Source organism: Nocardioides caeni, from assembly GCF_004912195.1.
Taxonomy (GTDB): Bacteria; Actinomycetota; Actinomycetes; order Propionibacteriales; family Nocardioidaceae; genus Nocardioides; species Nocardioides caeni.
Window position 1 is genome coordinate 1 of the sequence record NZ_STGW01000016.1, and the last position, 22,868, is coordinate 22,868.

Sequence of the window (22,868 nt, forward strand, 5' to 3'; positions counted from 1 at the left end):
TGAACTCCCACACCGCCTGCTCGCCCGCCGTGTAGATCTCGAAGATGACCGGGAGCCCATAGCCGTGCTGGGCAACGACCATCGGCACCTCTCGGGCCTCCTGGACCAGGTGGAATGTCTGGGTGGGTTGGCCCAGGTTGGCAAGGAAGGAGCGCCAGTGGGCGTCGCAGGCGCTGCGCACCACGCTCTGCAGGGCGGCGTCGTCACGGACCTGCGGGACAGCGTCGACGATCCTGCCGAGCACGTGATTGACCCAGGTCTCGACGGCAGAACCCTCGGACTGGGCGCCCACGAACTCAGCGATCCAGCCCTTGAGCTCCTGATCGATGGCCATCATCGGGCGACCGTACTCGACATGAGGCGGATCCGAATGCAGTCGAGCTGTTTCCGGCGTCGTCAGAGCGGGGTGACCCCGTCGACGCGCCACTGCCCGTCGACCTTCTCCACCGCGACCCGGAGTCGCGTGTCGGCCGTCGTCGCCTTGCCGCCGCCCTTGCGGGCGCGCTGGGTCAGGAACACCAGGACCGTGGCCCGGTCCCCGTCCTCCGCGATGGTGGCGATGCCCGTCACCCGAGCCTTGACGACCGCCTTCGCCTGCGGGGCGAGCCGCTCGATCTCCTGGTACGTCGCGGCGTACTCGTCGAGGAAGTCGGGCGTGGTGATCGGGGCAAGCGACTCCACCCCGGCGAGACGGCGGTGGTCGTAGGACCACAGGCTCACCATCGCGGAGGCGACGTCGGTGGCGATGTCGGCGGAGAGGGCGTCAGACCCACCCCCGACCGTGTCGCCACTGCCGAGCGGTGCCAGGGCACTGGCCTTCCAGCTGTCGTCGACCTCCTCCACCGTGACGGCGAGGCTCAGCCGCTCGGTGGTGCCCTGTCCCCGCTGCGGGGTCAGCTGCACGTCGATCGCGACCAGTACCTCGGCCACGCCGGCGTCACCGTCGAAGGTCGCGACGGCGGCCTCCTGGATCGTCGACGAGGTGTCGAAGCCGCCACTCGTGATGAGCTTCTGGAAGTCCGCCTCTCCGGCGCCGACAGCCTCCGCGAGCTCACCCGTCGTGACCTCGGCCCAGGCAGCCACGGACTCCTCCGGAGCCGCCGCGTCGAGCGTAGTGAGGGTCGTGGCCGCGGTGCGAGCCGCCGTCAGCGCCGCGGCACGGTCCGCGGCCCCGTCGCCCCCGTCCTGCCAGGGCATGACGCCGCGGTTGATCGCGATCCCACCCGCCAACAGGAGCGCGACGAGGACCGCCGCGATGATCACCGGGCGAGATGGACGGCGCAGGGTCGCGACCAGCGGTGAGCCGTCGCCCGACCCGGACTCGGTCCGCACGGCTCGCACGCTCGGCTGCTCGGTGTCGGTGCTCATCTGGCCTCCAGGATCTGGACGGGATCGGTCACGAGGAGTGGTGCCGCCTGGCTCATCAGGCGTTGGAGCTCGGTCAGCAGCTCCGGCGAGATCCGCGGCTGCGCTGAGGCGGACGCGCCGCCGGCGGTGGCCTCGGCGGCGGACGGGACTCCGGCTCGGGGCGCGTTCTGCGATCCGCGTACGGCGATGGCGCTGCCGCGCGGCTCGGCGCACGTCGCGGCGGGGTTGACGGGCACGTCGGTCGTGTCCGTCCCGGGACGGCGGACTGTGGTCTCGTAGCCCCTGGTGCAGGGCAGGGGGTCGAAGGCGTTGAGGACCAGTCCGAAGTGGACCGTCCCGTCGCCGGGGACCGCGGAGTAGGTCGCCCGCGCCAGCATCGGGTAGGCGATGAGCAGCTGTCGCAGGGCGGCGTTGCGCGGCTCGGCGAGCCGGCCGGTGGTGAGCAGGTCCGCCACGAGCTGGCCCAGACCGGGGCCGCTCTCCTCGAGCAGTGCCAGCGCCTGCTCCGCGAGGGTCGGGCCGGCGGAGATGACGCGGCGCAGGTCGGGGTCGCTGGACTCGAGCTCTCCGGCCAGCGCGCGCAGGTCCTTCGAGAAGGACCTGATGCTGTTGGAGGAGTCGTTCTGGGTGCGGAGCACCGTGGCGCCGTCCCGGATCAGCCTGATGGTCTCGGGCAGTACGTCGTTGGCCGACTCGACCAGCACCGAGGTGTTGTCGAGCAGCCGCGCGAGGTCGGGCCCGGTGCCCGAGAAGGCGGTGTCGAGCTCGTCCAGCACCATGGACAACGAGTCCTGCGGGACGGAGTCGAGCAGACCGTTGAGACCGGAGAGCAGCACGGCAGGCGCCACCGGCGTGGTGGTCTGGGAGGCCTCGATGACCGAGCCCTCCGCGAGGGCAGGCCCGTCGGCACCGGTGGGGGCGGTGAGGTCGACGTAGGGCTCACCGATGATGGAGAGGTTCTTGACGTCGGCGCGGAGGCCGTCGGCAGGGATCTCCTCCGCGTCGTTGTCGATGACCAGGTCCACCGTGACGCCCTCGTCCGTCGGGCGCAGCTCGCCGACCCGTCCGACCGTGACGCCCTGGTAGGTGACCTCGGCGTTGGTGAAGATGCCGCCGGAGTCGGCGAGCTCCATCGACACCGTGTAGGACGTGTCACGGACCAGGCCCTCGAGCCCGGCGTACTTCGCACCGACGTAGCACACGCCGGAGCTGGCGAGGGCGACGAAGACAACGGTGTGGATCTTGGTCCGGCGCGAGATCATGAGCGTCCTCCCAGCAGCAGGCCGAGCAGGTCGGAGACGACGGTCGGTGCCGGCGTCCCGCTGTCGCCGGCAGCCGGCTCCCCTGCTGTCGGCGCAGCGTCGGTCGTCGGGTCCGGGTCGAGGATCGCCAGCGGGTTGGGCACGACCTGTCCGCCCAGCTCCAGGGGCTGGCGCGAGGCCAGCAGGGTGCCGAGGACCGCGCCGAGGTCGAGGTCGACCTTGACGTCCAGGTTGACGTAGTCGCCAGGGGTGGCGTCCATCGCTGCCGGGGTGAATGGGAAGGTCGCCGCGATCTGCAGGGCCTGTGGGATGTCCTTCCCCGCCTGGGCGAGGTTGCGCAGGATCGGCTTGAGCAGGTGCAGGTCGGCGACCATGTCCTCCTGCGACTGGTTCACCACGCGCACCGTGACGTCGGAGAGCTCGTCGAGGGAGCGCAGCAGCCCGACCAGCTGGGGTCGCTGGTCGGCCAGGACCTCCAGCCCCTCGGGGATGGCGTCGAGGGTCCGCGCGATCTGGCGGTTGTTGCTCCGCAGCGTGCGACTGAGCCTGGCCAGGCCGTCGAGCGCCTTCACGACGTCGTCGCGATGGGTGTCGAGCTGACCGGTGAACTCGGTCAGGTCGGAGAGCAGCGCGCGCAGCTGCGGCTCGTTGCCCTCCATTGCCTGGTTGAGCTCGGTCATGATCGTGTTCAGCTGCGGAAGTCCACCGTTGTTGAGCAGCAGGGACAGCGCGCCCAGCACCTCGTCGACGCGTGCCGAGCCACCCGTGCGCTCGAGGGGGATGGTGATGGACCCTTCGGCGGTGTCGGCCGCGGCGGCCGCCACGTCCGTGGTGCCCGCCCTGCCCGAGGCAGAGGCCGACGACGCGTCACCGGGCCGGACCAGCTCGACGTACCACTCACCGAGGAGGCTGCTGCGCCGGACCCGGGCGCCGACGTCCGTCGGCAGGTCGACGTCGTCGTTGACCGATGCGGTCACGACGGCCGTCCAGGTGCTCTCGTCGATCTCGATGTCCTCGATCCGTCCGACAGCCACGTTGTCCACCTTGACCGTCGACTTCGGCACCAGTCCCTCGACCGACTGGAAGTGCATCTCCACGGTCCGGGGGTCGTCACCGAGGTCGGCGCCGCCCGGCAGCGGCAGGTCGTAGGCCCCGTCCTCGAGGAGACCGCACCCGCTCGCCGTGGCGGCGAGACCGCCCGCCACCGCAGCGGCCAGGGCGCGTCGCAGCCGGCCCGCCCTCAGCGCTGCCATCACCGCTCCCCTCCGACGAGCTGGGGCGCGCTGCCCTGCAGCACGGCCAACAGCTGGGCGACGCTCGGCACCTGCGTGGTGAGCGCTCCGATCGAGCCCTGGCACAGCGACGACAACCCTGCCGGCAGCTGGCCGGGCGTGCCCCGGCTGATGAGCTCGCACACCAGGGCGCTGGGCCCGAGCATGAGCTCGTTGACATCCATGCGCACGTCCAGGGTGCCGCCCGCGGCGTCATAGGCGTTGAGCAGGTTGCCCAGGCCCGCGGGGGCCTCGTCGACGATCGAGGCAAGACGGTCGCGGTTGCGCACGAGCACCCGGGTGACCCGGGTCAGCTTGGTGACGTTGCGGCGCAGGACGCCACGGTTGTCCTTCACGAAGCCGGCCATGTCGACGAGCGCGGTCGAGAGCTCACTCAGGGCCGCCGACAGCTCGGTCCGGTCGTCGGCCAGGAACTCCGACACCGTCGCGAGCTGGGTGTTGAGGTCCCGGACGTCGGCGTCGTTCTCGGCGAGGGTCGACACGAAGGTCTGGAGGCCCTGGACCGTCCCCGTCAGATCCTCGCGGGAGCCGGCGAGCACGCCCGATGCGTCGGCGAGACCACTGATCGCGCTGGCCAGGCTCTCCCCGTTGCCCTCGAGGTTGTCGGCGAGGACGTCGAGGGCGCGGGTGAGCGCCCCGTCCTTGTTGGCACCCTCCGGTCCGAGCGCGTCGGTGAGCTCCTGCGCGCTGTTGTAGAGGTCGTTGACGTCGAGCGGCACCTGGCTGCGCTCCACCGGGATCGTCGCGCCGTCCGCCAGCTTCTCGCCCTCGTCGTACGCCGGAGCGAGCTGGATGGTCCGTCCGCTGATGAGGCTCGGGGCGACCTGGAAGGCCTGGACGTCGGCGGGAAGGTCGACACCCTCGTCGAGGCTCAGCACCACCTTGACCCGGCCCGCCTCGGGCGTCACCGACTCGGCGCTCCCCACCGGCACGCCGAGGACCTCGACCGGGTTGCCCGCATAGAGGGCGCTGGCGGACGTGAAGTAGACGGTCACCGTGGTCCCGGAGTCGCGCTTGCCCATCCCGAGCAGCAGTGCGGCGACGAGCGCGAGGCCGACGACCAGCGCCACGACCTTGCCGTTCCTCAGCATCGTGGTCACGACGACTCACATCCTTCGGCGTTGACGCCGGCGAGTGGCAGCGGCAGGAGTCCGCAGACGTAGGCGTCGAACCACCGACCGACTCCCACGGCATTGGTGAACAGGTGCACGTAGGGATCCAGCGCCTTGATGCTGGCGTCGATGTTCATCTCGTTCTCGGCGAGCACGTCGGCCACGTTGGCGAGGCGCGTGAGCGCGGGGCGCAGCGTCGCCTGGTTGTCCTCCACGAGACCGCTGAGCTGGGTGCTCAGGTCCTGGGTGCCGACGAGCAGGGAGTGGATCGCCTCACGGCGGAGGGTCAGCTCGGCGAGCAGCGGGTTGACGTCCCGCACGAGCTGCTCGATCTGGGTGTCGCGCTCGGCGAGGGTGCCCGCCACCACGTCCGTGCGCTCGAGGAGCTGGCCCAGCCCCCGGTTGCGCTTGGTGACGGTCGCCGAGAGCCGCGAGAGGCCCCGGAAAGCGGCCTGCACGTCGTCCGGGGTGTCGGCGAAGGTGTCGGACAGGGCGTCGAGCGACTCGGCCAGGGCGTCGGTGTCGATCTCACCGACCGTCTGGGACAGCTTGTTGATCGCCGGGATGATGTCGTAGGGCGTGTCCGTGCGGGCGAGCGGGATCGTGCCGCCCTCGGCGAGCGCGTCCTCGCCCTGCGGGTCGATCGCCAGGTAGCGCTGCCCGAGCAGCGTGTTGAGCTGCACCGAGGCGCTCGACTCGTCGCCGATCCACGCCTCGTCGACCGTGAAGGTGACGTCGACGGCCGTGCCGTCCAGCCCGACCTCCTTGACCCGGCCGACCACGACACCGGCGACCTTGACCGGGTTGCCGGAGCGGATGCCCGCGGCGTTCTCGAACTCCGCGGTGTAGGTGGGTCCGTCACCGATCAGCGGCAGCTTGTCGGTGTTGTAGGCGGCGACCACGACAAGGAGGAGCAGCACGCCCCCGATCAGGGCGATGGGGATCGGGTTGCGGCTCTGGAAGGACCTCATCGCGAGCACCTCTCGGCCGTGTTGGAGTAGGCAGTGATGCCGGTGCGACCGCCGCCGCTCGTCAGGGATCCGCCCATGTCGCAGAGGTAGAACTGGAACCACGACCCGTAGCTGGCCGTGCGGTTGATCCGGCCGAGGAGCTGCGGGATGACGGCCAGCTCGTCGGCGATGGCACCCTTGCCGCGGTCGAGGTGGGTCGCGAGCTCACCGAGCGCGACGATGTCGTCCTCGAGCGGGCCACGGGCGTCGACCAGCAGGCCGGCCACGCTCTGGGTCAGCTGGCTGATCGACGTGATGGCGGGACCGATCACGTCGCGGTCCTCGGACAGGCCCGTGACGAAGCGCTGCAGCTGGAGCAGCAGGCTGGAAAGCTCGCTGTCACGAGACGAGACGGTGCCGAGCACGACGTTGAGGTCGTCGACGAGCTGGCCGATGACGGTGTCGCGGTCGGCGATCGTGTTCGTCAGGGACGCCGTCTGCTGCACCAGCTGGTCGACCGTGCCGCGCTCGCCCTGGAGGGTCTGCAGCACGTCCTCGGCGAACCGGTTGACCTGGTCGGGCTCGAGCGCCTGGAAGAGCGGCTTGAAGCCGCCGAAGAGCACCGTCAGGTTGAGCGCCGGCTTGGTGCGGTCGAGCCCGATCGTGCTGCCCGGCTCCAGGGCCGGGGCTTCAGGCTGCTGTGGGCGCTGGAGGTCCAGGTAGCGGTCGCCGATGAGGTTCTCGTACTCGATCTCGATCCGCACCGTCTCCGGCAGCTCGATCCCCTTGTCGAGGGTGAACTCGTCCTCGGCCCGGTTGCGGTCGACGACCCGCACGTCACTGACCTTGCCGGCGGTCACCCCCGCGATCTTGACGTTGTCGTTGGGGGCGACGCAGCTGGCGTCCTCGAAGACGGCATGGAAGGTCTCGGACTCACCGGTCCGGCCGTTGACGATCACCATGAGCAGCAGCGCGGTTGCCACGAAGATGGTCACCGTGTAGACGGAGAGCTTGACGAGCGGTCCCCAGATCGACGTCATCGTGCGCTCACCTCGCTTCCGCGCAGGATCGGTCCGAGCAGGAGGGATGCGATGGCGCCGTCGGTGCCCAGCAGTCCGTTGAGGAGATCGGCCTCGGCGGGCGAGCCGGCGGGGTCGCCGGACCTGGCCGGCTGCGGCAGCGACTGGAGCCCGCCGTCCGGCCGGGCCGCGGCCGGTGGGGCGTAGGAGCCGTCACGCAACGGTCCCTCCGCGGGGTACTGCGGCGCGTAGCGGACGATGTCGTAGCACTGGGGGCCGCGGGTGTCGACGTACTCCGGCTCGTCACCGGGGACGTACTTGCCGCGGCTGTTGGTCACCCGCAGCGTGACGTTGAGCGCCGGGCGCTCTTCTCCCTTGCCGAAGATCGCGTCGATCCGCGGCACGACACCGGCGAGCTGCTCGATGAGGCAGGGATACTCCGGCGCATAGGTCGCCAGCGTCGTCAGTGTCGAGCGGGACACGTCGACGAGACCGATCAGGTTGTCCTCGTTGTCCCGCAGGAAGTCGCGCAGGCTGCGGCTGGTGTCGCTCAGGTCGCCGAAGAGTGCCTGCAGGTTGCCGCGCTGCTCGGTCACGGTGTCGGCGGTCGTCGCCAGGTCGTCCATGGCCGCCAGCAGGTCCGGCGCGGCCGTGTCGTAGGTGTCGCTGAACTCGGCAAGGGCCCGCAGGTCGGCGGTGAGCTCCGGCAGCGCCGGGTTGAGGCCGTCGAGGTAGGTCTGCAGCGTGGTGAGGGTGGTGCCCAGCTCCTCGCCGCGACCCTCGAGCGCGGTGGACACCGCGTTGAGCGTCGAGGCCACCTGCTGCGCGGGGACGGCCCGGAGGACCTGCAGGAGCTTGTCGAGCGCGCCCTCGAGGTTGGCGGACGCGGCGCTGGTGTCGCGCTGGATCTCGTCACCGTCGCCGACGGTCTGCGAGCTCGCGTTCGCGGGGACGACCAGGTCGACGTAGTCCTGGCCGACCAGAGTCTTGGGCAGGATCCGCGCGACCGTGTCGACCGGGACGAGGTGCGTCTTGTCGGGATCGAGGGCGAGGGTCAGGCGCGCGCCGTCGTCGGCGGGCTCGATCTCGTCGACCGTGCCGAGCACCGCGCCGCGCAGCTTGACCTGCGCCCCCACGCTGAGCTGGTTGCCGGCGTCCGGGACGAACAGGGAGACCCTGGTGGTCGAGGTGAAGGCGCCCTGGTAGTCGGCGACCGCCGCCACGCCGAGACCGACGATGACGACGAGCATCATGAGGCCCAGCAGGGGAAGCCGCGCCGGCGAGGGGGTCCGCGTCGCCATCACGCCACCGTCACCGAGGGAGCGGTGCCGAAGAACACGAGCGTCAGGAAGAAGTCGAGGATGCCGATGCCCGCCAGCGACAGGCGGACCGCGCGGCCGACGGCGACACCCACGCCGGCCGGGCCGCCGCTCGCGCGAAAGCCGTAGTAGCAGTGCACGAGCATGACCATGAAGGCGAAGATCACCGTCTTCAGGAAGGACAGGAGCACGTCCCCGGGTGGCAGGAAGAGCTGGAAGTAGTGGTCATAGGTCCCGGCCGAGAGCCCGTTGACGTAGACCACGTTCAGCCGCGCCGAGACGTACGACGCGAGGATCCCCACCACGTAGAGCGGGATGACCGCGATCGTGCCCGCGATCAGCCGGGTCGTGATGAGGAAGGGCACCGACGGCACCGCCATCACCTCGAGCGCGTCGATCTCCTCCGAGATCCGTTGCGCACCGATCTCGGCGGTGAAGCCCGCGCCGACCGTGGCCGTCAGCGCGATCCCGGCGACCAGGGGCGCGATGTCCCTGGTGTTGAAGAAGGCGGTGATGAATCCGGTCAGTGCCGAGGCGCCGAGGGTGTCGAGGCCACGGAAGCCCTGCAGGCCGACGAGGGAGCCGACGAAGAGCGACAGGGCGAACATCACGCCCGCCGTGCCGGCGATGACGGCGAGGCCACCGCTGCCGAAGGTCGTCGTCCCCAGCAGCCGCAGGATCTCCTTGCGGTAGTGGCGCAGCGCGTGGGGAGTGCCCTTGATCGCCTTGCCGTAGAGGGAGACCTGATCCCCCATGTCGGCGAGGGTCTGGACGGTGGCCGAGCTGGACCTGCGGAACCAGTTGTCGAGTGCACTCATCGCTCACAGCCCCTTCGGCGGCACGACCAGCAGGTAGACCTGGGTCATGACGAGGTTGATCATGTAGACGGCAATGAACGAGATGACGACGGTCTGGTTGACCGCGTCCCCGACGCCGCGGGCGCCCGGCGGCGGGTTGAGACCGCGGTAGGCGGCGATGATGCCGGCGACGAAGCCGAAGACGACGGCCTTGAGCTCGCTCACGAAGATGTCGGGCGCCTGGGCGAGCAGGTTGAAGCTGCTGATGTAGGCGCCGGGCGTGCCGCCCTGGACGATCACGTTGAAGAAGTAGCCGCCGGCCACGCCGACGACCGACGCGAGTCCGTTGAGCACCGCGGCGACGTACATCATCGCGAGGACGCGCGGGACGACGAGGCGACGCACCGGGTCGATGCCCAGCACCCGCATCGCGTCGATCTCCTCGCGGATCGTGCGCGCACCGAGGTCGGCGGCAATGGCACTGCCGCCGGCGCCGGCGATGAGGAGTGCGGTGACGATCGGGGCCGCCTGCTGGGTGATCGCCAGGACGCCGCCGGCGCCGGTGGCCGAGGCCGCACCAAACTGGTCGAGGAGCTGGTAGAGCAGCAGCGAGATGGTCGCACCGAACGGGATCGCGAACAGCGCCGTGGGCAGGGAGGCCACCCGGGCGATGAACCACGACTGCTCGATGAACTCACGGAACTGGAACGGCGGACGGAACGTGTAGACGATCACGTCCAGCGCGAGCGCGAACAGGCGACCGGTGTGCACCAGCGCCATGCGTCCGGGGAACGGGCGCGGGTCGACCGAGGCGTGGGTGGCCATCAGCCGCACATCCTCGTCGCGGTGCGCGGTGACACTCGCGACGATGCAGCCGGCGCGGCCAGGGGCACAGCCGGCCGCGCCGACGCGACCAGGGCGAGGCGCAGCGCGCCGTCGTGAGCAGCCATCAAGTCCCCATGGATCGCTGACGCCCCTGTGCCGGGCGTCATCGCGGAGCCCATTCCACGGGGTGACGACCATCACTCGCTTGGTTCGGTTGCCCAAGGATCGATGGCGCAGTTGTTCATCTGCACCAGTTGGCGCGGCTCCTGTCCTCGGGCCGGCGGGCCCGAGGACAGCGGCGGGACCTCCGGACTACCCCCGGCAGATGCGCGCGAGGGTCCGGACGTGCTCGATGCGGTCGGCCGGGTCGGCGGCCATCGGGTTGACCAGGAAGGTCCGGACCCCGGCGGCCTCGAACTCCGCGACCTGGCGCCGGATCGAGTCCTCGTCACCCATCAGGGTGACGGCCTCGACGAGGTCGGCGGGTACGGCGGCCGCGGCCTCCGCCTTCTGTCCGGCGAGGTAGAGATCCTGGATCTCCCTGGCCGCGTCCTCGTAGCCGTAGCGGACGGTGAGCTGGTTGTAGAAGTTCTTGTCCCGCGCACCCATGCCGCCGATGTAGAGCGCCAGCTGGTCACGCACCTTCTGCACCACCTCCGCGGGCGGCTCGCCCACGTGGAAGTTGACCTGCAGCTGGATGTCGAGCTCCCCCAGCGCGGGGTCGCGCTTGTCGAAGCCGGCGGCGAGCGCGTCGCCCCACGCCTGCTGCGCCTTGAGCGGATGGAAGAACAGCGGCTGCCACCCCTGGGAGATCTCCGCGACGAGGGCGACGTTCTTCTCCCCGAGAGCGGCGATCGAGATCGGGACGTCGCTGCGCACCGGGTGATTGATGAGCTTCAGCGGCTTGCCGAGGCCCGACCCGCCGTCCTCCTTCGTCAACGGGACGGTGTAGTGCTTGCCCCGGTGGTTGACCGGCTCGCGGCGCCACACCTGGCGGCAGATGTCGACGACCTCGCGGGTGCGGCCGAGCTGGGCGTCGTACTTCACGCCGTGGAAGCCCTCGACCACCTGCGGGCCGCTGGCACCGAGGCCGAGGATGAATCGGCCACCGGAGACGAAGTCCAGACCGGCCGCCGTCATCGCGAGCAGCGCCGGGGTCCGGGAGTAGATCTGGAAGATCGCCGACATGAGCTCGAGCTTCTCGGTCTTGGCGGCGAGGTAGCCGAGCTGGCTGACACCGTCGAAGGAGTAGGCCTCGGGCACCGCGGCCAGCTCGAGGCCGGCCTGCTCGTAGGCCAGCATCAGCTCGACGGTCTCGTCGAAGCCCCCGGCGTAGTCGATGACCATGCCGAGCTTGATCGGGTTGGTGGGGTGATTCATCGAGTCGCGTCCTTCGGGTAGCGGCCGGCGATGTCGCGGCCGATGATCTCCTTCATCACCTGGCTGGTGCCGCCGTAGATGGTCTGCACCCGGCTGTCGCGGAAGGCCCGACCGATCGGGTACTCGTTCATGTAGCCGTAGCCGCCGAACAGCTGCAGGCAGCGGGTGGTGACGCGGACCTGCATCTCCGTCGCCCAGAGCTTGGCCTTGGACGCCTCGGCCGTGGTGAGGGTGCCGTCGTTGAGCGCGAGTGCGGCGTTCTGGATGTAGGCGCGGGTGATCTCGACCTCCGTCTCCAGCTCGGCGAGCTCGAACCGGGTGGCCTGCAGGTCGCCGACCCGCTGGCCGAACGCCGTCCGGTCGAACACGTAGTCCTGCGTCCAGCGCACGGCTGCCTCGGCGGCGGCGAGCGCCTGGGCGGCCAACGACAGCCGCTCCTTGGGCAGCCGCTGCATCAGGTAGATGAGGCCCTGGCCGATCTCGCCGAGCACGTTGTCCGGCCCGACCCGGACGTCCTCGAAGACCAGCTCGGCCGTGTCCTGGCCGGCGAGGCCGATCTTGTCGAGCTTGCGGCCGCGCGAGAAGCCCGGGTCGTCGCGCTCGACCACGAGGAGGCTGTAGCCCCGCGATCCGGCGTCGGGGTCGGTGCGGGCGAAGACGATCACCAGGTCGGCGTTGATGCCGTTGGTGATGAAGGTCTTCTGCCCGTTGAGGATCCAGCCGTCGCCGTCGCGGACCGCGTTGGCACGGATGCCCTGCAGGTCGCTGCCCGCGCCCGGCTCCGTCATCGCGATCGCCAGCACGATCTCGCCGGACGCCGCCCCCGGCAGCCAGCGCCGCTTCTGCTCCTCGGTGCACAGCTCCAGCAGGTAGGGCAGCACGATGTCGTCCTGGAGCCGCAGGCCCAGGCAGTAGGACGACGCGCCGATCGTCGCGAGCTCCTCGGCCACCACCATCGGGTAGCGGAAGTCCGGCTCCCCGCCGCCGCCGTACTCCTCCGGCACGGCGAGGCCGAGGATGCCGTTGGCACCGGCCGCCTCCCACGCACTGCGCGGGACGAGCCGCTCCTCCTCCCAGTCGAGGTGGTGCGGCTCGACCTCGCGGCGCACGAACTCGCGGACCGAGGCGCGGTAGGCCTCGTGGTCCTCGGTGTAGAAGCCGCCGCGGAGGTTGAGCGAGCTCATCGAGGTGCCATCCGGATCGCGCCGTCGAGGCGGATGGTCTCGCCGTTGAGCATCGGGTTCTCGACGACGTGGGCCGCGAGGGCGCCGTACTCCTTCGGGTCGCCGAGACGCGACGGGTGCGGCACCTGCTGACCGAGGCTCGCGCGGGCCTCCTCCGGCAGCGACGCCAGCAGCGGGGTGTCGAAGAGGCCCGGCGCGATGGTGACCACGCGGATGCCGATGGTCGACAGGTCGCGGGCGATCGGGAGGGTCATGCCGACGACGCCGCCCTTGGATGCGGAGTACGCCGCCTGGCCGATCTGGCCGTCGAAGGCGGCCACGGAGGCGGTGTTGATGATGACGCCGCGCTCCTCGCCCAGCAGGTCCAGACCGGCCATGTGGGCCGCGGTGAGCCGGAGGACGTTGAACGTGCCCAGCAGGTTGATCTCGATGATCCGCTGGAACTTGTCATAGGGGTAGGGCGTGTTGTCCCTGCCGACGGTCTTGATCGCGTCGCCGGTGCCGGCGCAGTTGACCACCACCCGGAGCGTGCCGAGCTCGGCGGCCGCGGCGATCGCGGCCAGGACGTCGTCCTCACTGCGGACGTCGCCGGGGACGAAGAGGACGGCGTCGCCGAGCTCCTTCGCGGCGACCTCGCCGGGACCACCGGGCAGGTCGAGGATGACGGCCTTGCCGCCCTTCTCGAGGAGGGCCTCGACGGTGGCGCGGCCCAGGCCGGAGGCGCCGCCGGTGACGAGGGCGACGGTGTCGTTGATCTGCATGGTGATGAGTTCCTTCAGTGGTGATGAGTGGATAGTCGTCCGGCCCGACAACTGTCGGCTTGCCGCCAGGCCAAGGCGGGACCTACGCGAGACAACTGCGCGACCGGCAGCGTGGCGCCCGCGCGCAGCGCGTCGAGGGCCGACCGCGGGCCCGAAGGGTCCGTGCGAGGTCCTCGACCGGCGACACGCTCGGTCAAATACGCTCGATCAGTGTTGCGTTGGCCATGCCGTTGGCCTCGCACATCGTCTGGATGCCGTAGCGACCGCCGGTGGCCTCGAGCTGGTTGACGAGGGTCGCCAGCAGGCGGGTTCCGGAGGAGCCGAGCGCGTGGCCGAGAGCGATGGCGCCACCACGCGGGTTGAGCTTCGCGGGGTCGGCGGCGAGGTCGTGGGCCCAGGCGAGCGGGACGGGGGCGAAAGCCTCGTTGACCTCGTAGGCGTCGATGTCGTCGATGCCCAGACCTGCCTTGGCGAGGGCCTTCTGGGTCGCGGGGATGGGGGCGGTGAGCATGAGCAGCGGGTCGTCGCCGCACACGGCGTACGACACGAAGCGGGCGCGCGGGGTGAGGCCGAGCTTGCCGGCCATCTCCTCGCTCATGATGAGCGCGGCGGACGCGCCGTCGGTGAACGGCGAGGAGTTGCCGGGGTGGATCTGCCACTCGATGTCGGGGAAGCGGGCGGCGAACTCGTCGGTCCGGAACGCTGGCCGGAGGCCGCCGAGGCCCTCGGCGGTGGTGCTCGCGCGGACGGTCTCGTCGACCTTGTGCTCGACGGTGTTGCCGTCCGCGTCGGTGACCGAGATCGGCACGATCTCCTTGTCGAAGAAGCCGGAGGCGATGGCGTCGGCGGCGCGACGGTGCGACTCGGCGGAGTAGGCGTCGAGCGTCTCGCGGTCGAGCTTCCACTTGCGGGCGACCAGCTCGGCGGAGACGCCCTGGTTGACCAGGCCGTCGGGGTAGCGCGCGTGGACCTCGGGACCGAGGCTGTCCTTGCCGAGGGTGGTGGTGCCCATCGGCACGCGGCTCATCGACTCGACGCCGGCGGCGATCACGACGTCGTACGCCCCGGCGGCGATGCCCTGCGCGGCGAAGTGGACCGCCTGCTGGCTGGAGCCGCACGCGCGGTCGATGGTGGTGGCGGGGACGGACTCGGGGAAGCCGGCGCCGAGGACGGCGGCGCGGCCGATGTTGAGCGACTGCTCGCCGGCCTGCATGACGCAGCCGGTGATGACGTCGTCGACGAGCGCGGGGTCGAGCCCGTTGCGCTCGACGGTCGCCTTCAGGACGTGGACGAGCATCGAGGTGGGGTGGGTCCCGGACAGGGCGCCGCCGGGCTTGCCCTTGCCGGACGCGAGACGGACGACGTCGACGATGACGGGAGTGGACACGAGGACCTCCAGGCCGGATGATTAACCAGTCAGTGCTGACTGGTTAGGCTGAGAGTAGCCTTCGACTCCGCCGTTTGTCACCCACCTGATGCGGCAACGAGAGGATCGCCACATGGCGCGTGCCGTCCAGAGCCGCACGATCGACGTCCAGCGCCGCATCCTCGACGCGGCCGTCGAGGTGATGCTCGAGCACGGCTACAGCGGCGCCTCGACCGTGCGGATCCAGGAGCGCGCCGGCGTCTCCCGCGGCCGCCTCCTCCACCACTTCCCGTCCCGGGACGCCCTCCTGATCGCCGCGTCACAGCACCTCGCGAAGGCTCGCGTCGGCGAGCTGCCCAGCGAGCACACCTGGCCCGCCGACCTCGGCGAGCGCATCGACGCCGTCGTCGAGCGGATGGCGCTCACCTTCACCCAGGGCTACTTCTGGGCCGCGACCGAGCTGTGGATCGCCGCCCGCACCCACGAGGACCTCCGTGACGCGCTGCTGCCCGGTGAGCGCGAGATCGCCCGAGCGGTCCGCGCCGCGATGGACGGCTTCTTCGGTGACGAGCTCGCGTCCCGCGACGGCTACGAGGGTGCCCGCGACATCCTCTTCACCAGCCTGCGCGGCATGGCGCTGACGACGTCGTTCGACCCCCGCGCAGAGCCGACCCGGCGTCACGTCGAGCGGTTGAAGCAGCTCATGCGCACGGTGCTCCTCGACGGCTGAGCCCATCCCCGTGCGGGCCAGTGCACGACGGACGACCGGTTCCTTGTCCTCCTGCACAACCGTCGCGGAGAGGACTAGCGTGAGGCTGTCCCGGTGCCGACCAAGGAGATGCTGGTGCCCGCCCAAGCCATGCCCCCGGAGATCGCGACGTGGGTGCTGTCCTATGTCGCCGAGGAGGCGCGACCCGAGCGGGTCGACGCGTGGGTCGACCGCGTCGTACGACGCCTCGAGGCGTCCTTCCCCGAGCTCGCCGCGCCCTCGTCCCGGGCCGACGACCTCACCGAGGAGATCCGCGGCGCCGTCCGCGAGCACTGGCTGGCCTTCCTGGGGGAGTTCGCGCAGTCGGAGCAGCACTTCCACCTGGTCGACGCCGCCGTACGTCTCGCCGAGGACATGGCCGAGCGTCAGATCCCGCTCGAGACCCTCACCCGCATCTATCGCGTGGCGCAACAGGAGGTCTGGGAGTACGTCGCCGAGGTGATCGCCGGTCTCGGCGGCGAGATCGCGCCGGGGATCGACCGGGCCGACCTGCTGATCCACTTCTGGGGGCGCGCGGCGAGCTGGCTCGACGACTCGGTGGGGGCGACCACCGAGACCTACCAGGCCGCGCGCGCCAAGGCACTCGCCGGGGCGGCCGCGCAGCGCTTCGAGGCCGCACAGGCCGTCCTGGCCGGCGAGCTCACCGATCCGCGCGAGGCGTCGGCGTCACTCGGCGGCTACCCGATCACCGTCCACCACACGGCGCTGGTGCTCTCGGCCACCGATGCCGAGCGCGCCGGGTCCCTGGAGGCCGTCGGCAACGAGCTCGCCCGCCGGATCGGCGCCAGCAAGCCCCTGATCGTCAAGCCGGGTGGCCGGCAGCTCTGGCTCTGGCTCGGCACCCGGGACGCCCCCGATCTCGCCACGCTGCCGGCGTTGTCGTCGGAGATCTCCCACGACAGCGTGACCGTCGGGGTCGGCTCGTCGACGGCCGGCATCGCCGGCTTCGTCGCCAGCCACCGCGAGGCGCAGGGCGCGCTGCAGGTGGCGAGTCCTGACGGCGACCGTTGGCTGGCCGTCTACACCGACGTCGAGCTGCCCGTCCTGCTGGGTTGCAGCCCCGAGGTCGACCTCTTCGTCGACCGCACGATCGGCCCGCTCCTCGGCGACGACGAGGGCACCCAGCGCCTCCGCGAGACCCTCGAGGCGTTCCTCGCCCGCGGCGGCAGTGCGGAGGAGGCCGCCAAGGAGCTGGTCGTCCACCGCAACACCGTGCGCTACCGCCTCGGCCAGGCCGAGGAGCTCCTCGGTCGTCCCATCTCCCGCACCAGCCCGACGATCTGGCTGGCCCTGCAGCACCACACGCTCTTCCACTCCTGACGCACGAAGTGGGACTCCCCGCGCCGCGAAGTGGGAGAAAAGGCGGCCCGAGGTGGGAGGCTCGACCGCGATGGCGATCGTTCCTCCCACCTCGGGTGACCTTTTCTCCCACTTCGGCGGGCCTTTTCTCCCACTTCGTGGCGTCGGGGGACTCAGCCCTCGAGCTTGAGGGCGAGGACCGGGCAGGCCTGGACGGCGGCGAAGACGTGGGCGCGGTCGGACTCCGGCGGAGCGGCGTCGAGCACGGTCACGAGCTCGGTGTCGTCGTCGACCTCGAAGTAGTCGTTGGCCATCGACTCGCACATCCCGAGACCCTCGCAGGTGCCGAGGTCCGCGACGATGTGCATCACGCACCGACCTTCGGGCCGAGCCGGCCGGGCTCCACGGCGACGAAGTCGACCTTCTCCCGTACGCCGCAGTCGGGGCAGCACCAGTCGTCGGGGATGTCCTTCCAGGCGGTGCCGGCGGCGAAGCCCTCGAGCTCGTTGCCCTCGGCGACCTCGTAGGTGTAGTGGCATCCCGGGCACTGGGCGGCGAGCACCTCGTCGGCGAACTCGTGCGCGCTCTCGTCCTCGCGCTGGGCGGCCTCGGCGGCGAGCAGCTCGGCGGGGACGGGGTACTTGCGCAGCAGCTTCTCGCGCTTGGCCGGGTGGAGGTTGGCCAGGCGCAGGTCGCCGTCGTAGTGGGCGATGACGCGCTTGTCCATGAGGGCCCGGAAGGCCGGCGGGAACATGGCGACCACGATCATGCCGGTGTAGCCGGTCGGCAGGACGGGAGCGTCCTTGAAGTCGCGCAGCGTCTGGTAGCGACGGGTCGGGTTCGCGTGGTGGTCGCTGTGGCGCTGCAGGTGATAGAGCAGCACGTTGGTGGCGATGTTGTTGGAGTTCCACGAGTGCGCCGGGGTGACCCGCTCGTAGCGCATCTTGCCCGCCTTGCCGACCTTCTGGCGCACCATGCCGTAGTGCTCCATGTAGTTGACGACCTCGAGCAGGGAGAACCCGACGATCGCCTGGAGGACGAGGTACGGCAGCAGACCGAGCGGGTTGACGTCGTACGCCAGGCCGAGCCACAGCATCAGGCCGCCCCACAGGGCGACGGTCATCAGCCAGGCGTTGAGCACGTCGTTGCCGAGGTGGAAGGGGTGCGTGCCCTTGCGCTGGTAGCGCTTGGCCTCGAGCTCCCACGAGCTCTTCAGCGAGCCCATCACGGTGCGCGGCCAGAAGCGATAGACGCTCTCGCCCATCCGGGCGCTGGCCGGGTCCTCGGGGGTCGCGACGCGGACGTGGTGGCCGCGGTTGTGCTCGATGTAGAAGTGGCCGTAGAACGTCTGGGCCAGGGCGATCTTGGACGCCCACCGCTCGACCGACTCGCGCTTGTGGCCCAGCTCGTGGGCGGTGTTGATCGCGACCCCGCCGACGACGCCGACCGAGATCGCGAGTCCGACCTTGGCGAGCACCGACATGTCGGTGGTGGCGAGGTACCAGATCGCCGCGATGAAGCCGCCGTACTGCACCGGCAGGTAGAGGTAGGTCACCCAGCGGTAGTACTTGTCGTTCTCGAGCGCGTCGATCACGTCGTCCGGCGGGTTGGTGTTGTCGTAGCCGGCGACCAGGTCGATCAGCGGGATCAGTCCGAAGAACACGACCGGCGTCAGCCAGAAGAACAGCGCCGTGTCGGTCGCCTCGAACAGCGCGATGCCGACGATCGGCGTGAGCGGGACGACGAGTCCCAGGATCCAGAGGTAGCGCTTCTTGTCGCGCCAGGGAACGACGGTGCCGTCGGCTCCTCGTGTTGCGTACGTGGCCATGGGATTCCTCCTCCGGTCGAGCGACGTCCTCGTCGCTGGTGTCCCTACGCTCCCGCGCGAAGGGCATTGGGCTCTCTGGCGTGGCGCCAACGTTGCGCGGTGCGTCAGTGCAGATGCACAACACCGGGCGTCGGGCGTCGGGCGTCAGTGGGCGAGGTGCTCGAGCAGCAGGACCTGCAGCTCGCCGACCAGGAAGCCCAGGACAGCACCGACCATGATGAGCGTGCGCTCGTCCTGCTGGAAGGCCGGCCGCAGCACACCCTCGAACTCCTCGGGCGTCATCGCGACCATCTTGGTCGCCATCGTCTCGCGGATCTCCAGGGCCTCGTCGAGATAGTCGTACGCCGGAGCGAGCACCTCGGGCAGACGCTGCACCAGCTCCGCGGCGGCCGCCTCGCTCATCGGTCCCGCCTGGACGATGCCGAGCCCGATCCCGCCCGCGGCCCGGGCCGGCACCCGAGCCACGCTCGTGAGCCCGGTGAGCCCGCCGAGCACGGAGCCGACGGTGTCGCTGATCTCGTCGATCACGTCGTTAGTGGGCAGGTCCAGCTTGCGCAGGGAGCGCCGGACGTGCTTGTCGACGTGCTGGTCGAGATCGACCAACTGGGAGCGGACGTGCTCCTCGATGAGCGGGGCGAGCAGGGCGGCGACGTCGTCGGACCGCGGACCGGTCATCACCGCGGTGACCAGGTTCTCGGCCGTCAGGACGCGGGAGGCGATGAGGACGCCGTACTCCTCGGAGACGGGGATCCGGTGCTTGAGGAACAGTCCCTGCCAGGTGATCACGCCGAGGTACTTCGTGGGCTCGCGGGGGGTGAAGATCAGGCGCAGCGCCGCCCAGTCGGTGAACCAGCCGGTGAAGAGGCCGAAGAGCGGCATCAGCAGCGGCTCCTTGAACAGCGCCCAGGCACAGACCTGGACCAGGCCGATGCAGAAGCCGAAGACCAGACCGCTGCGGCGGATGAACGTGAACTCCCGACGCCCGACGTCGAGGAACATCGACTCGAGGATGTCGGGGTCGGACAGGAACTGCCGGGTGACCATGTCGCGCAGGTCGAAGACGTCGTCGATGTTGTCGCGCAGCGCCTCGACCAGCTGGGGCACCAGCTTCGGCGCCATCGCCTGGGCCTGCTGGACGACCGCGTCCTTGCCGGCCTTGGGCAGCAGGTTCCACACGGCCGGCTGGTACTCCTCGGCGACCGTGGGCACGACCTTCCCGACGGCCTTGCGCAACGGGCGCTCGACCCGTCGGGCCAGCTCGTCGCCATCGATCCGGTCGATGATCTCGTCGGCGCTGATCAGCCGTCCGGTGAGGGTCTCGCACAGCACGTCGACCATCTGCGGCGCGCGCCGGGGGATGATGCCCTGCCAGCCCAGCGGGCCGATGCCGCGACGCACGTGCGGACGGAACATCATCTTGATGGCCACCAGCTTGGTGAACCAGCCGATCACGGCGGCCATGACCGGCATCGCGGCGTAGATCGGCCAGTTGACCGTGACGTCGTGGGTGATCTCGCTCCAGGTCTGCATCGGCATCTCCGGTGTCTGTGACGGGCCGCGTCCATTACGCGAGCCGGTGTTCAGGTTCACAAATTCCGTCGCCCGCTCCTACGGGCGAATGGTCAACCGGAGGCCGTTTCCCTGTCCGATTGCACAAGATGTCGGCCTCTTGCGCAGCGCAGAGTTGTGCCATCACGACGCACCGCACCACGTGATGACAGAAGGCGGACCACCCGCCACCACCACCAGCAAGGAGCACGACATGGCCACCGCGACCAAGACCGCGCCGAAGACCACCAAGACCGCCAAGTCCTCGAGCAAGAAGTCCTCGAGCAAGAGCTCGTCGAAGAACACCCAGATCACGAGCTACCTCTCCGACCTGATCGACACCACCAAGGACGTCGTCGACGACGTGCTCGACGCCGCCGGCAAGCTCGAGAAGTCCGCCCGCACCCGGAGCAAGGAGGCCCGCGACAAGGTGCTGCCGTCGGAGCAGGACATCAAGAACCTGCGCAAGCGCACCCAGGAGCTGACCGACCAGGTCGAGAAGATGGTCAGCCTGCGCGGCGGAGGCTCCAAGAAGGGCAAGTGAGTCGACCTCACCCTCCCCACCCCCCGACCATCGCGGCGCCCGCTCACGAGTGGGGGCCGCGATGGTGTCTTCCGACGAGAGGCCTCGGCCATGCCCCAGCGTGTGATCAAGCGCTACTCCAACCGCAAGCTCTATGACACGGTCGCTCGGCGGTTCACCACGCTCGAGGCCGTGACGCGCCAGATCGAGTCCGGCGTCCGGGTCGTCGTCCGCGATCACGACACGGGCGACGACCTCACCGACGACGTCCTGGCGCCCGTCCTGGCCCGGCTCGTGGCGCGCCGGCCGGGCGGCGTGGAGCTGCTGACGGACCTGCTCCGCACCTCGACTCCCCCGCCAGCCCCCGACTCGGCGCCCGCGCCCGGCGGCGCCCGCGAGGACACCGCCCGTCACGAGGAGGAGATCCGCGAGCTGCGCGCCCAGGTCTCCCAGCTGACCGACGCGGTGACCCTGTTGATGAGGGAGCGCAACGACGACCTGTCGGCGTGACGCTCAGCCCAGGATCCGCAGGAAGGTCAGGAGAACCGGCAGCACGAAGGCCACCAGCAGGACCCAGGCGACGATGCGGTGGGAGAGGCGGGAGCCGTCGAGCGAGCCGGCGAACTCCAGCAACGCGCCATCAGGGACGAGCGGACTCAGCCCGAGACGCCGGGCGTCGGCCGGCAGGTGCTGCGGCGGCACCCACGGCACGTCCTCGTCCTCACGCGGCTCCATGACGGGATCGTACGCCGGGGCGGAACCTCTCCGGCTCGATCCAAGCTCAACTTCGCTCAGTCCCAGGGGTTGTGCTCGCTGCGGCTGGTGCCGACGTCGACGACCCTCTTCGCATGGCGGCCGAGGGCGTCGCGCTCGGTGGCGTCCTGGTTCTCCAGCTCCTGGACGGCCAGGTCCAGCGTGACCGCACAGGCGGAGGTCTCGTCGGCGGTGTCGGCGATCAGGTCGCGGACGATGATCCACAGGTCGTACCACTCGTGCATCGGGCCGTAGTTCGAGATGCCGAGCGAGGTCCGGTACCAGCCCTCGAGGTTGACGCTCCACGCCGCCTCGATCTCGGTGCCGGCCTGCCGCAGGAAGCTGGCGACTGCCGGCATGTGGTCGGCGGTCAGGGAACGAACGGCCCGCTTGTTGACCAGGATCTCGTGGGCGTCGGAGGCGCCGATGTCGTCGCCGTCGTTGACGTCGAGCAGCGCCGGACGGCTCAGGTCGAACTCTCCCTTGTGGCCCTGGACGATCCCGGTGTTGGTCGTCAGGTTCTGCTGGATGAGGGTCTCCTCGGAGGTGATGTCCTTCCGGATCTTCCCGATGCCCTCATAGAACGAGTCCTTGATCTGGGAGTAGGTGCCACCGGGGAATTTCATCGCCTCCTCCACGTCGGTCGTGTCGGCCGCGACGGACAGTCCGATGCCTCCGACGCCCAGCACGAGGGCCAGGCCGCCCGAGGCGAAGAGGCCGGCACCGGCCAGCGCATAGCCGATGATCTTGAACTCCACGGAGAAGTCGCCCGCCGACTTGGTGCGCGCATAGTCGTCGTAGGCCTTGGTGGTGTCCACCACCAGGTCGACGATCGCGCGACGGGCGTTGGTCCACATCAGCTTCTGGGCTTCGAGGTGGCCGCCGAGGATCACGCAGACCAGCTGCTGCGCGTCGACCACGTCCTCGATCCGGTTGATGAACTTCGTGCGGAACGCGTGGGCGGTCGATCCGCGCAGCGACCCCAGCGGACCGGCGAGGTTGACGCACGCGTCGATCGCGCCGCCGATGGTGTCCTTCTTGGGGATCGTGATCTCGGTCTGGCCGTCCGCCGACGGTCGGGTGATGGCCCCGGTGGTGAGCATGTGGGCACCGGCGCTCAGGTGGTCGATCAGCGGCTGGATGTTGGCCGGGTCGACCATCGACCTGAAGTCGCGCATGTGGTCGTCGATGGTGTCGCGGTGCTCCTGGAAGGCCGCGCGATAGGCGTCGGTCTGGTCGCCCAGCCCCCAGTCGGGCCAGTCGTCCATCCAGACCTTGCCGCCGCCCTCGCCGAACTTGTCGGGCCGGGTGCAGTACTGCGCCATGCCGCGCCCCGAGCCCTCGTAGTAGTAGTTCTCCTCGCTGTCGATGCGCCACGGCATCTCCTGGGAGACGAACCACGCGTCGATGCGGGCACGCTTGAGGGGACCGATCAGATCCTCGAGATCGTCGTAGGTCGCCATGAAGGGCTCTCTCCCGTCGGGGTGTCGCAGCAGGTCGACGGCCATGCTCC

At 70.1% G+C, this 22,868-nt stretch carries 23 protein-coding genes; 4 read left to right on the plus strand and 19 right to left on the minus strand.

Annotation, left to right across the window (positions count from 1 at the left end; genetic code table 11):
- The 14 genes from E9934_RS16995 to E9934_RS17060 form a co-directional block, all read right to left on the minus strand.
- On the minus strand, positions 1-337 hold a 337-nt coding region (locus tag E9934_RS16995), incomplete at its 3' end, for an RsbRD N-terminal domain-containing protein (protein ID WP_136564097.1).
- A gap of 59 nt (positions 338-396) precedes the next feature.
- Entirely contained in the window at positions 397-1,368 is a 972-nt protein-coding gene (locus E9934_RS17000; protein WP_136564098.1) for a hypothetical protein, read from the minus strand.
- The gene (locus E9934_RS17005) at positions 1,365-2,630 is read right to left on the minus strand and encodes an MCE family protein (protein ID WP_136564099.1); all 1,266 of its coding nucleotides are present in this window, start codon (positions 2,628-2,630) and stop codon (positions 1,365-1,367) included. The genes E9934_RS17000 and E9934_RS17005 overlap by 4 nt, the downstream gene beginning before the upstream one ends.
- A complete protein-coding gene (locus tag E9934_RS17010; RefSeq protein ID WP_136564100.1) occupies positions 2,627-3,883 on the minus strand; it encodes an MlaD family protein in 1,257 nt (418 codons plus the stop codon). The genes E9934_RS17005 and E9934_RS17010 overlap by 4 nt, the downstream gene beginning before the upstream one ends.
- The gene (locus E9934_RS17015; RefSeq protein ID WP_238695031.1) at positions 3,883-5,013 is read right to left on the minus strand and encodes an MCE family protein; all 1,131 of its coding nucleotides are present in this window, start codon (positions 5,011-5,013) and stop codon (positions 3,883-3,885) included. The genes E9934_RS17010 and E9934_RS17015 overlap by 1 nt, the downstream gene beginning before the upstream one ends.
- Positions 5,014-5,018: 5 nt before the next feature.
- The gene (locus E9934_RS17020) at positions 5,019-6,005 is read right to left on the minus strand and encodes an MCE family protein (RefSeq protein WP_136564102.1); all 987 of its coding nucleotides are present in this window, start codon (positions 6,003-6,005) and stop codon (positions 5,019-5,021) included.
- Positions 6,002-7,024 carry an MCE family protein gene (locus E9934_RS17025; RefSeq protein ID WP_136564103.1) on the minus strand — a complete coding sequence of 341 codons (1,023 nt, stop codon included), beginning with the start codon at positions 7,022-7,024 and terminating at the stop codon, positions 6,002-6,004. Before E9934_RS17025 ends, E9934_RS17020 begins: the two co-directional genes overlap by 4 nt.
- A complete protein-coding gene (locus tag E9934_RS17030; protein WP_136564104.1) occupies positions 7,021-8,304 on the minus strand; it encodes an MCE family protein in 1,284 nt (427 codons plus the stop codon). Before E9934_RS17030 ends, E9934_RS17025 begins: the two co-directional genes overlap by 4 nt.
- Positions 8,304-9,140, minus strand: a complete 837-nt coding sequence (locus tag E9934_RS17035) for an MlaE family ABC transporter permease (RefSeq protein ID WP_136564105.1) — start codon at positions 9,138-9,140, stop codon at positions 8,304-8,306. Before E9934_RS17035 ends, E9934_RS17030 begins: the two co-directional genes overlap by 1 nt.
- A gap of 3 nt (positions 9,141-9,143) precedes the next feature.
- Complete coding sequence (locus E9934_RS17040) at positions 9,144-9,944, minus strand: MlaE family ABC transporter permease (RefSeq protein WP_136564106.1); 801 nt, start codon at positions 9,942-9,944, stop codon at positions 9,144-9,146.
- 312 nt (positions 9,945-10,256) lie between these two features.
- Entirely contained in the window at positions 10,257-11,324 is a 1,068-nt protein-coding gene (locus E9934_RS17045; RefSeq protein WP_238695028.1) for an LLM class F420-dependent oxidoreductase, read from the minus strand.
- A complete protein-coding gene (locus E9934_RS17050) occupies positions 11,321-12,508 on the minus strand; it encodes an acyl-CoA dehydrogenase family protein (RefSeq protein WP_136564107.1) in 1,188 nt (395 codons plus the stop codon). The genes E9934_RS17045 and E9934_RS17050 overlap by 4 nt, the downstream gene beginning before the upstream one ends.
- Positions 12,505-13,269 (minus strand): 3-hydroxyacyl-CoA dehydrogenase, encoded by a 765-nt coding sequence (locus E9934_RS17055; protein ID WP_136564108.1) that lies wholly within the window; start codon positions 13,267-13,269, stop codon positions 12,505-12,507. The genes E9934_RS17050 and E9934_RS17055 overlap by 4 nt, the downstream gene beginning before the upstream one ends.
- 193 nt (positions 13,270-13,462) lie before the next feature.
- Positions 13,463-14,656, minus strand: a complete 1,194-nt coding sequence (locus E9934_RS17060) for a thiolase family protein (protein ID WP_136564109.1) — start codon at positions 14,654-14,656, stop codon at positions 13,463-13,465.
- Positions 14,657-14,768: 112 nt separating this feature from the next.
- On the opposite strand from E9934_RS17060, the gene E9934_RS17065 reads away from it, so the two are divergent.
- Both E9934_RS17065 and E9934_RS17070 read left to right on the plus strand, forming a co-directional pair.
- Positions 14,769-15,365, plus strand: coding sequence for a TetR/AcrR family transcriptional regulator (locus tag E9934_RS17065; protein WP_158295049.1), 597 nt, complete (start codon positions 14,769-14,771; stop codon positions 15,363-15,365).
- 93 nt (positions 15,366-15,458) lie between these two features.
- Positions 15,459-16,724, plus strand: a complete 1,266-nt coding sequence (locus tag E9934_RS17070; RefSeq protein WP_136564111.1) for a PucR family transcriptional regulator — start codon at positions 15,459-15,461, stop codon at positions 16,722-16,724.
- Positions 16,725-16,876: 152 nt separating this feature from the next.
- Here E9934_RS17070 and E9934_RS17075 read toward each other — a convergent pair whose 3' ends face one another.
- The 3 genes from E9934_RS17075 to E9934_RS17085 form a co-directional block, all read right to left on the minus strand.
- Positions 16,877-17,071: a ferredoxin gene (locus tag E9934_RS17075; protein ID WP_136564158.1), complete on the minus strand. Its 195-nt coding sequence runs from the start codon at positions 17,069-17,071 to the stop codon at positions 16,877-16,879.
- Positions 17,071-18,531 carry a fatty acid desaturase gene (locus tag E9934_RS20510; protein WP_136564112.1) on the minus strand — a complete coding sequence of 487 codons (1,461 nt, stop codon included), beginning with the start codon at positions 18,529-18,531 and terminating at the stop codon, positions 17,071-17,073. Before E9934_RS20510 ends, E9934_RS17075 begins: the two co-directional genes overlap by 1 nt.
- Before the next feature lie 144 nt (positions 18,532-18,675).
- Positions 18,676-20,067 carry a DUF445 domain-containing protein gene (locus tag E9934_RS17085; RefSeq protein ID WP_136564113.1) on the minus strand — a complete coding sequence of 464 codons (1,392 nt, stop codon included), beginning with the start codon at positions 20,065-20,067 and terminating at the stop codon, positions 18,676-18,678.
- A 226-nt stretch (positions 20,068-20,293) separates the two neighbouring features.
- Here E9934_RS17085 and E9934_RS17090 point away from each other — a divergent pair, with 226 nt between their 5' ends.
- Both E9934_RS17090 and E9934_RS17095 read left to right on the plus strand, forming a co-directional pair.
- The gene (locus tag E9934_RS17090) at positions 20,294-20,623 is read left to right on the plus strand and encodes a hypothetical protein (protein ID WP_136564114.1); all 330 of its coding nucleotides are present in this window, start codon (positions 20,294-20,296) and stop codon (positions 20,621-20,623) included.
- Positions 20,624-20,713: 90 nt separating this feature from the next.
- The gene (locus E9934_RS17095; protein ID WP_136564115.1) at positions 20,714-21,112 is read left to right on the plus strand and encodes a polyhydroxyalkanoate synthesis regulator DNA-binding domain-containing protein; all 399 of its coding nucleotides are present in this window, start codon (positions 20,714-20,716) and stop codon (positions 21,110-21,112) included.
- Positions 21,113-21,115: 3 nt separating this feature from the next.
- On the opposite strand, the gene E9934_RS17100 is transcribed toward E9934_RS17095, so the two are convergent.
- Entirely contained in the window at positions 21,116-21,337 is a 222-nt protein-coding gene (locus E9934_RS17100; RefSeq protein WP_136564116.1) for a hypothetical protein, read from the minus strand.
- A gap of 56 nt (positions 21,338-21,393) precedes the next feature.
- Positions 21,394-22,863: a hypothetical protein gene (locus E9934_RS17105; protein WP_136564117.1), complete on the minus strand. Its 1,470-nt coding sequence runs from the start codon at positions 22,861-22,863 to the stop codon at positions 21,394-21,396.
- Between the last annotated feature and the right edge of the window lie 5 nt (positions 22,864-22,868).

Excerpts from the sequence above, each read along its gene's own strand:
- E9934_RS17010 (WP_136564100.1), bottom strand. The coding sequence starts at position 3,883 with ATGGCAGCGCTGAGGGCGGGCCGGCTGCGACGCGCCCTGGCCGCTGCG.
- E9934_RS17105 (WP_136564117.1), bottom strand. The coding sequence starts at position 22,863 with ATGGCCGTCGACCTGCTGCGACACCCCGACGGGAGAGAGCCCTTCATG.
- E9934_RS17025 (WP_136564103.1), bottom strand. The coding sequence starts at position 7,024 with ATGACGTCGATCTGGGGACCGCTCGTCAAGCTCTCCGTCTACACGGTG.
- E9934_RS17100 (WP_136564116.1), bottom strand. The coding sequence starts at position 21,337 with ATGGAGCCGCGTGAGGACGAGGACGTGCCGTGGGTGCCGCCGCAGCAC.
- E9934_RS17045 (WP_238695028.1), bottom strand. The coding sequence starts at position 11,324 with ATGAATCACCCCACCAACCCGATCAAGCTCGGCATGGTCATCGACTAC.
- E9934_RS17015 (WP_238695031.1), bottom strand. The coding sequence starts at position 5,013 with ATGCTGAGGAACGGCAAGGTCGTGGCGCTGGTCGTCGGCCTCGCGCTC.
- E9934_RS17035 (WP_136564105.1), bottom strand. The coding sequence starts at position 9,140 with ATGAGTGCACTCGACAACTGGTTCCGCAGGTCCAGCTCGGCCACCGTC.
- E9934_RS17085 (WP_136564113.1), bottom strand. The coding sequence starts at position 20,067 with ATGCCGATGCAGACCTGGAGCGAGATCACCCACGACGTCACGGTCAAC.
- E9934_RS17005 (WP_136564099.1), bottom strand. The coding sequence starts at position 2,630 with ATGATCTCGCGCCGGACCAAGATCCACACCGTTGTCTTCGTCGCCCTC.
- E9934_RS17030 (WP_136564104.1), bottom strand. The coding sequence starts at position 8,304 with ATGGCGACGCGGACCCCCTCGCCGGCGCGGCTTCCCCTGCTGGGCCTC.
- E9934_RS17090 (WP_136564114.1), top strand. The coding sequence starts at position 20,294 with ATGGCCACCGCGACCAAGACCGCGCCGAAGACCACCAAGACCGCCAAG.
- E9934_RS17050 (WP_136564107.1), bottom strand. The coding sequence starts at position 12,508 with ATGAGCTCGCTCAACCTCCGCGGCGGCTTCTACACCGAGGACCACGAG.
- E9934_RS17095 (WP_136564115.1), top strand. The coding sequence starts at position 20,714 with ATGCCCCAGCGTGTGATCAAGCGCTACTCCAACCGCAAGCTCTATGAC.
- E9934_RS17075 (WP_136564158.1), bottom strand. The coding sequence starts at position 17,071 with ATGCACATCGTCGCGGACCTCGGCACCTGCGAGGGTCTCGGGATGTGC.
- E9934_RS17065 (WP_158295049.1), top strand. The coding sequence starts at position 14,769 with ATGGCGCGTGCCGTCCAGAGCCGCACGATCGACGTCCAGCGCCGCATC.
- E9934_RS17000 (WP_136564098.1), bottom strand. The coding sequence starts at position 1,368 with ATGAGCACCGACACCGAGCAGCCGAGCGTGCGAGCCGTGCGGACCGAG.
- E9934_RS17040 (WP_136564106.1), bottom strand. The coding sequence starts at position 9,944 with ATGGCCACCCACGCCTCGGTCGACCCGCGCCCGTTCCCCGGACGCATG.
- E9934_RS20510 (WP_136564112.1), bottom strand. The coding sequence starts at position 18,531 with ATGGCCACGTACGCAACACGAGGAGCCGACGGCACCGTCGTTCCCTGG.
- E9934_RS17055 (WP_136564108.1), bottom strand. The coding sequence starts at position 13,269 with ATGCAGATCAACGACACCGTCGCCCTCGTCACCGGCGGCGCCTCCGGC.
- E9934_RS17020 (WP_136564102.1), bottom strand. The coding sequence starts at position 6,005 with ATGAGGTCCTTCCAGAGCCGCAACCCGATCCCCATCGCCCTGATCGGG.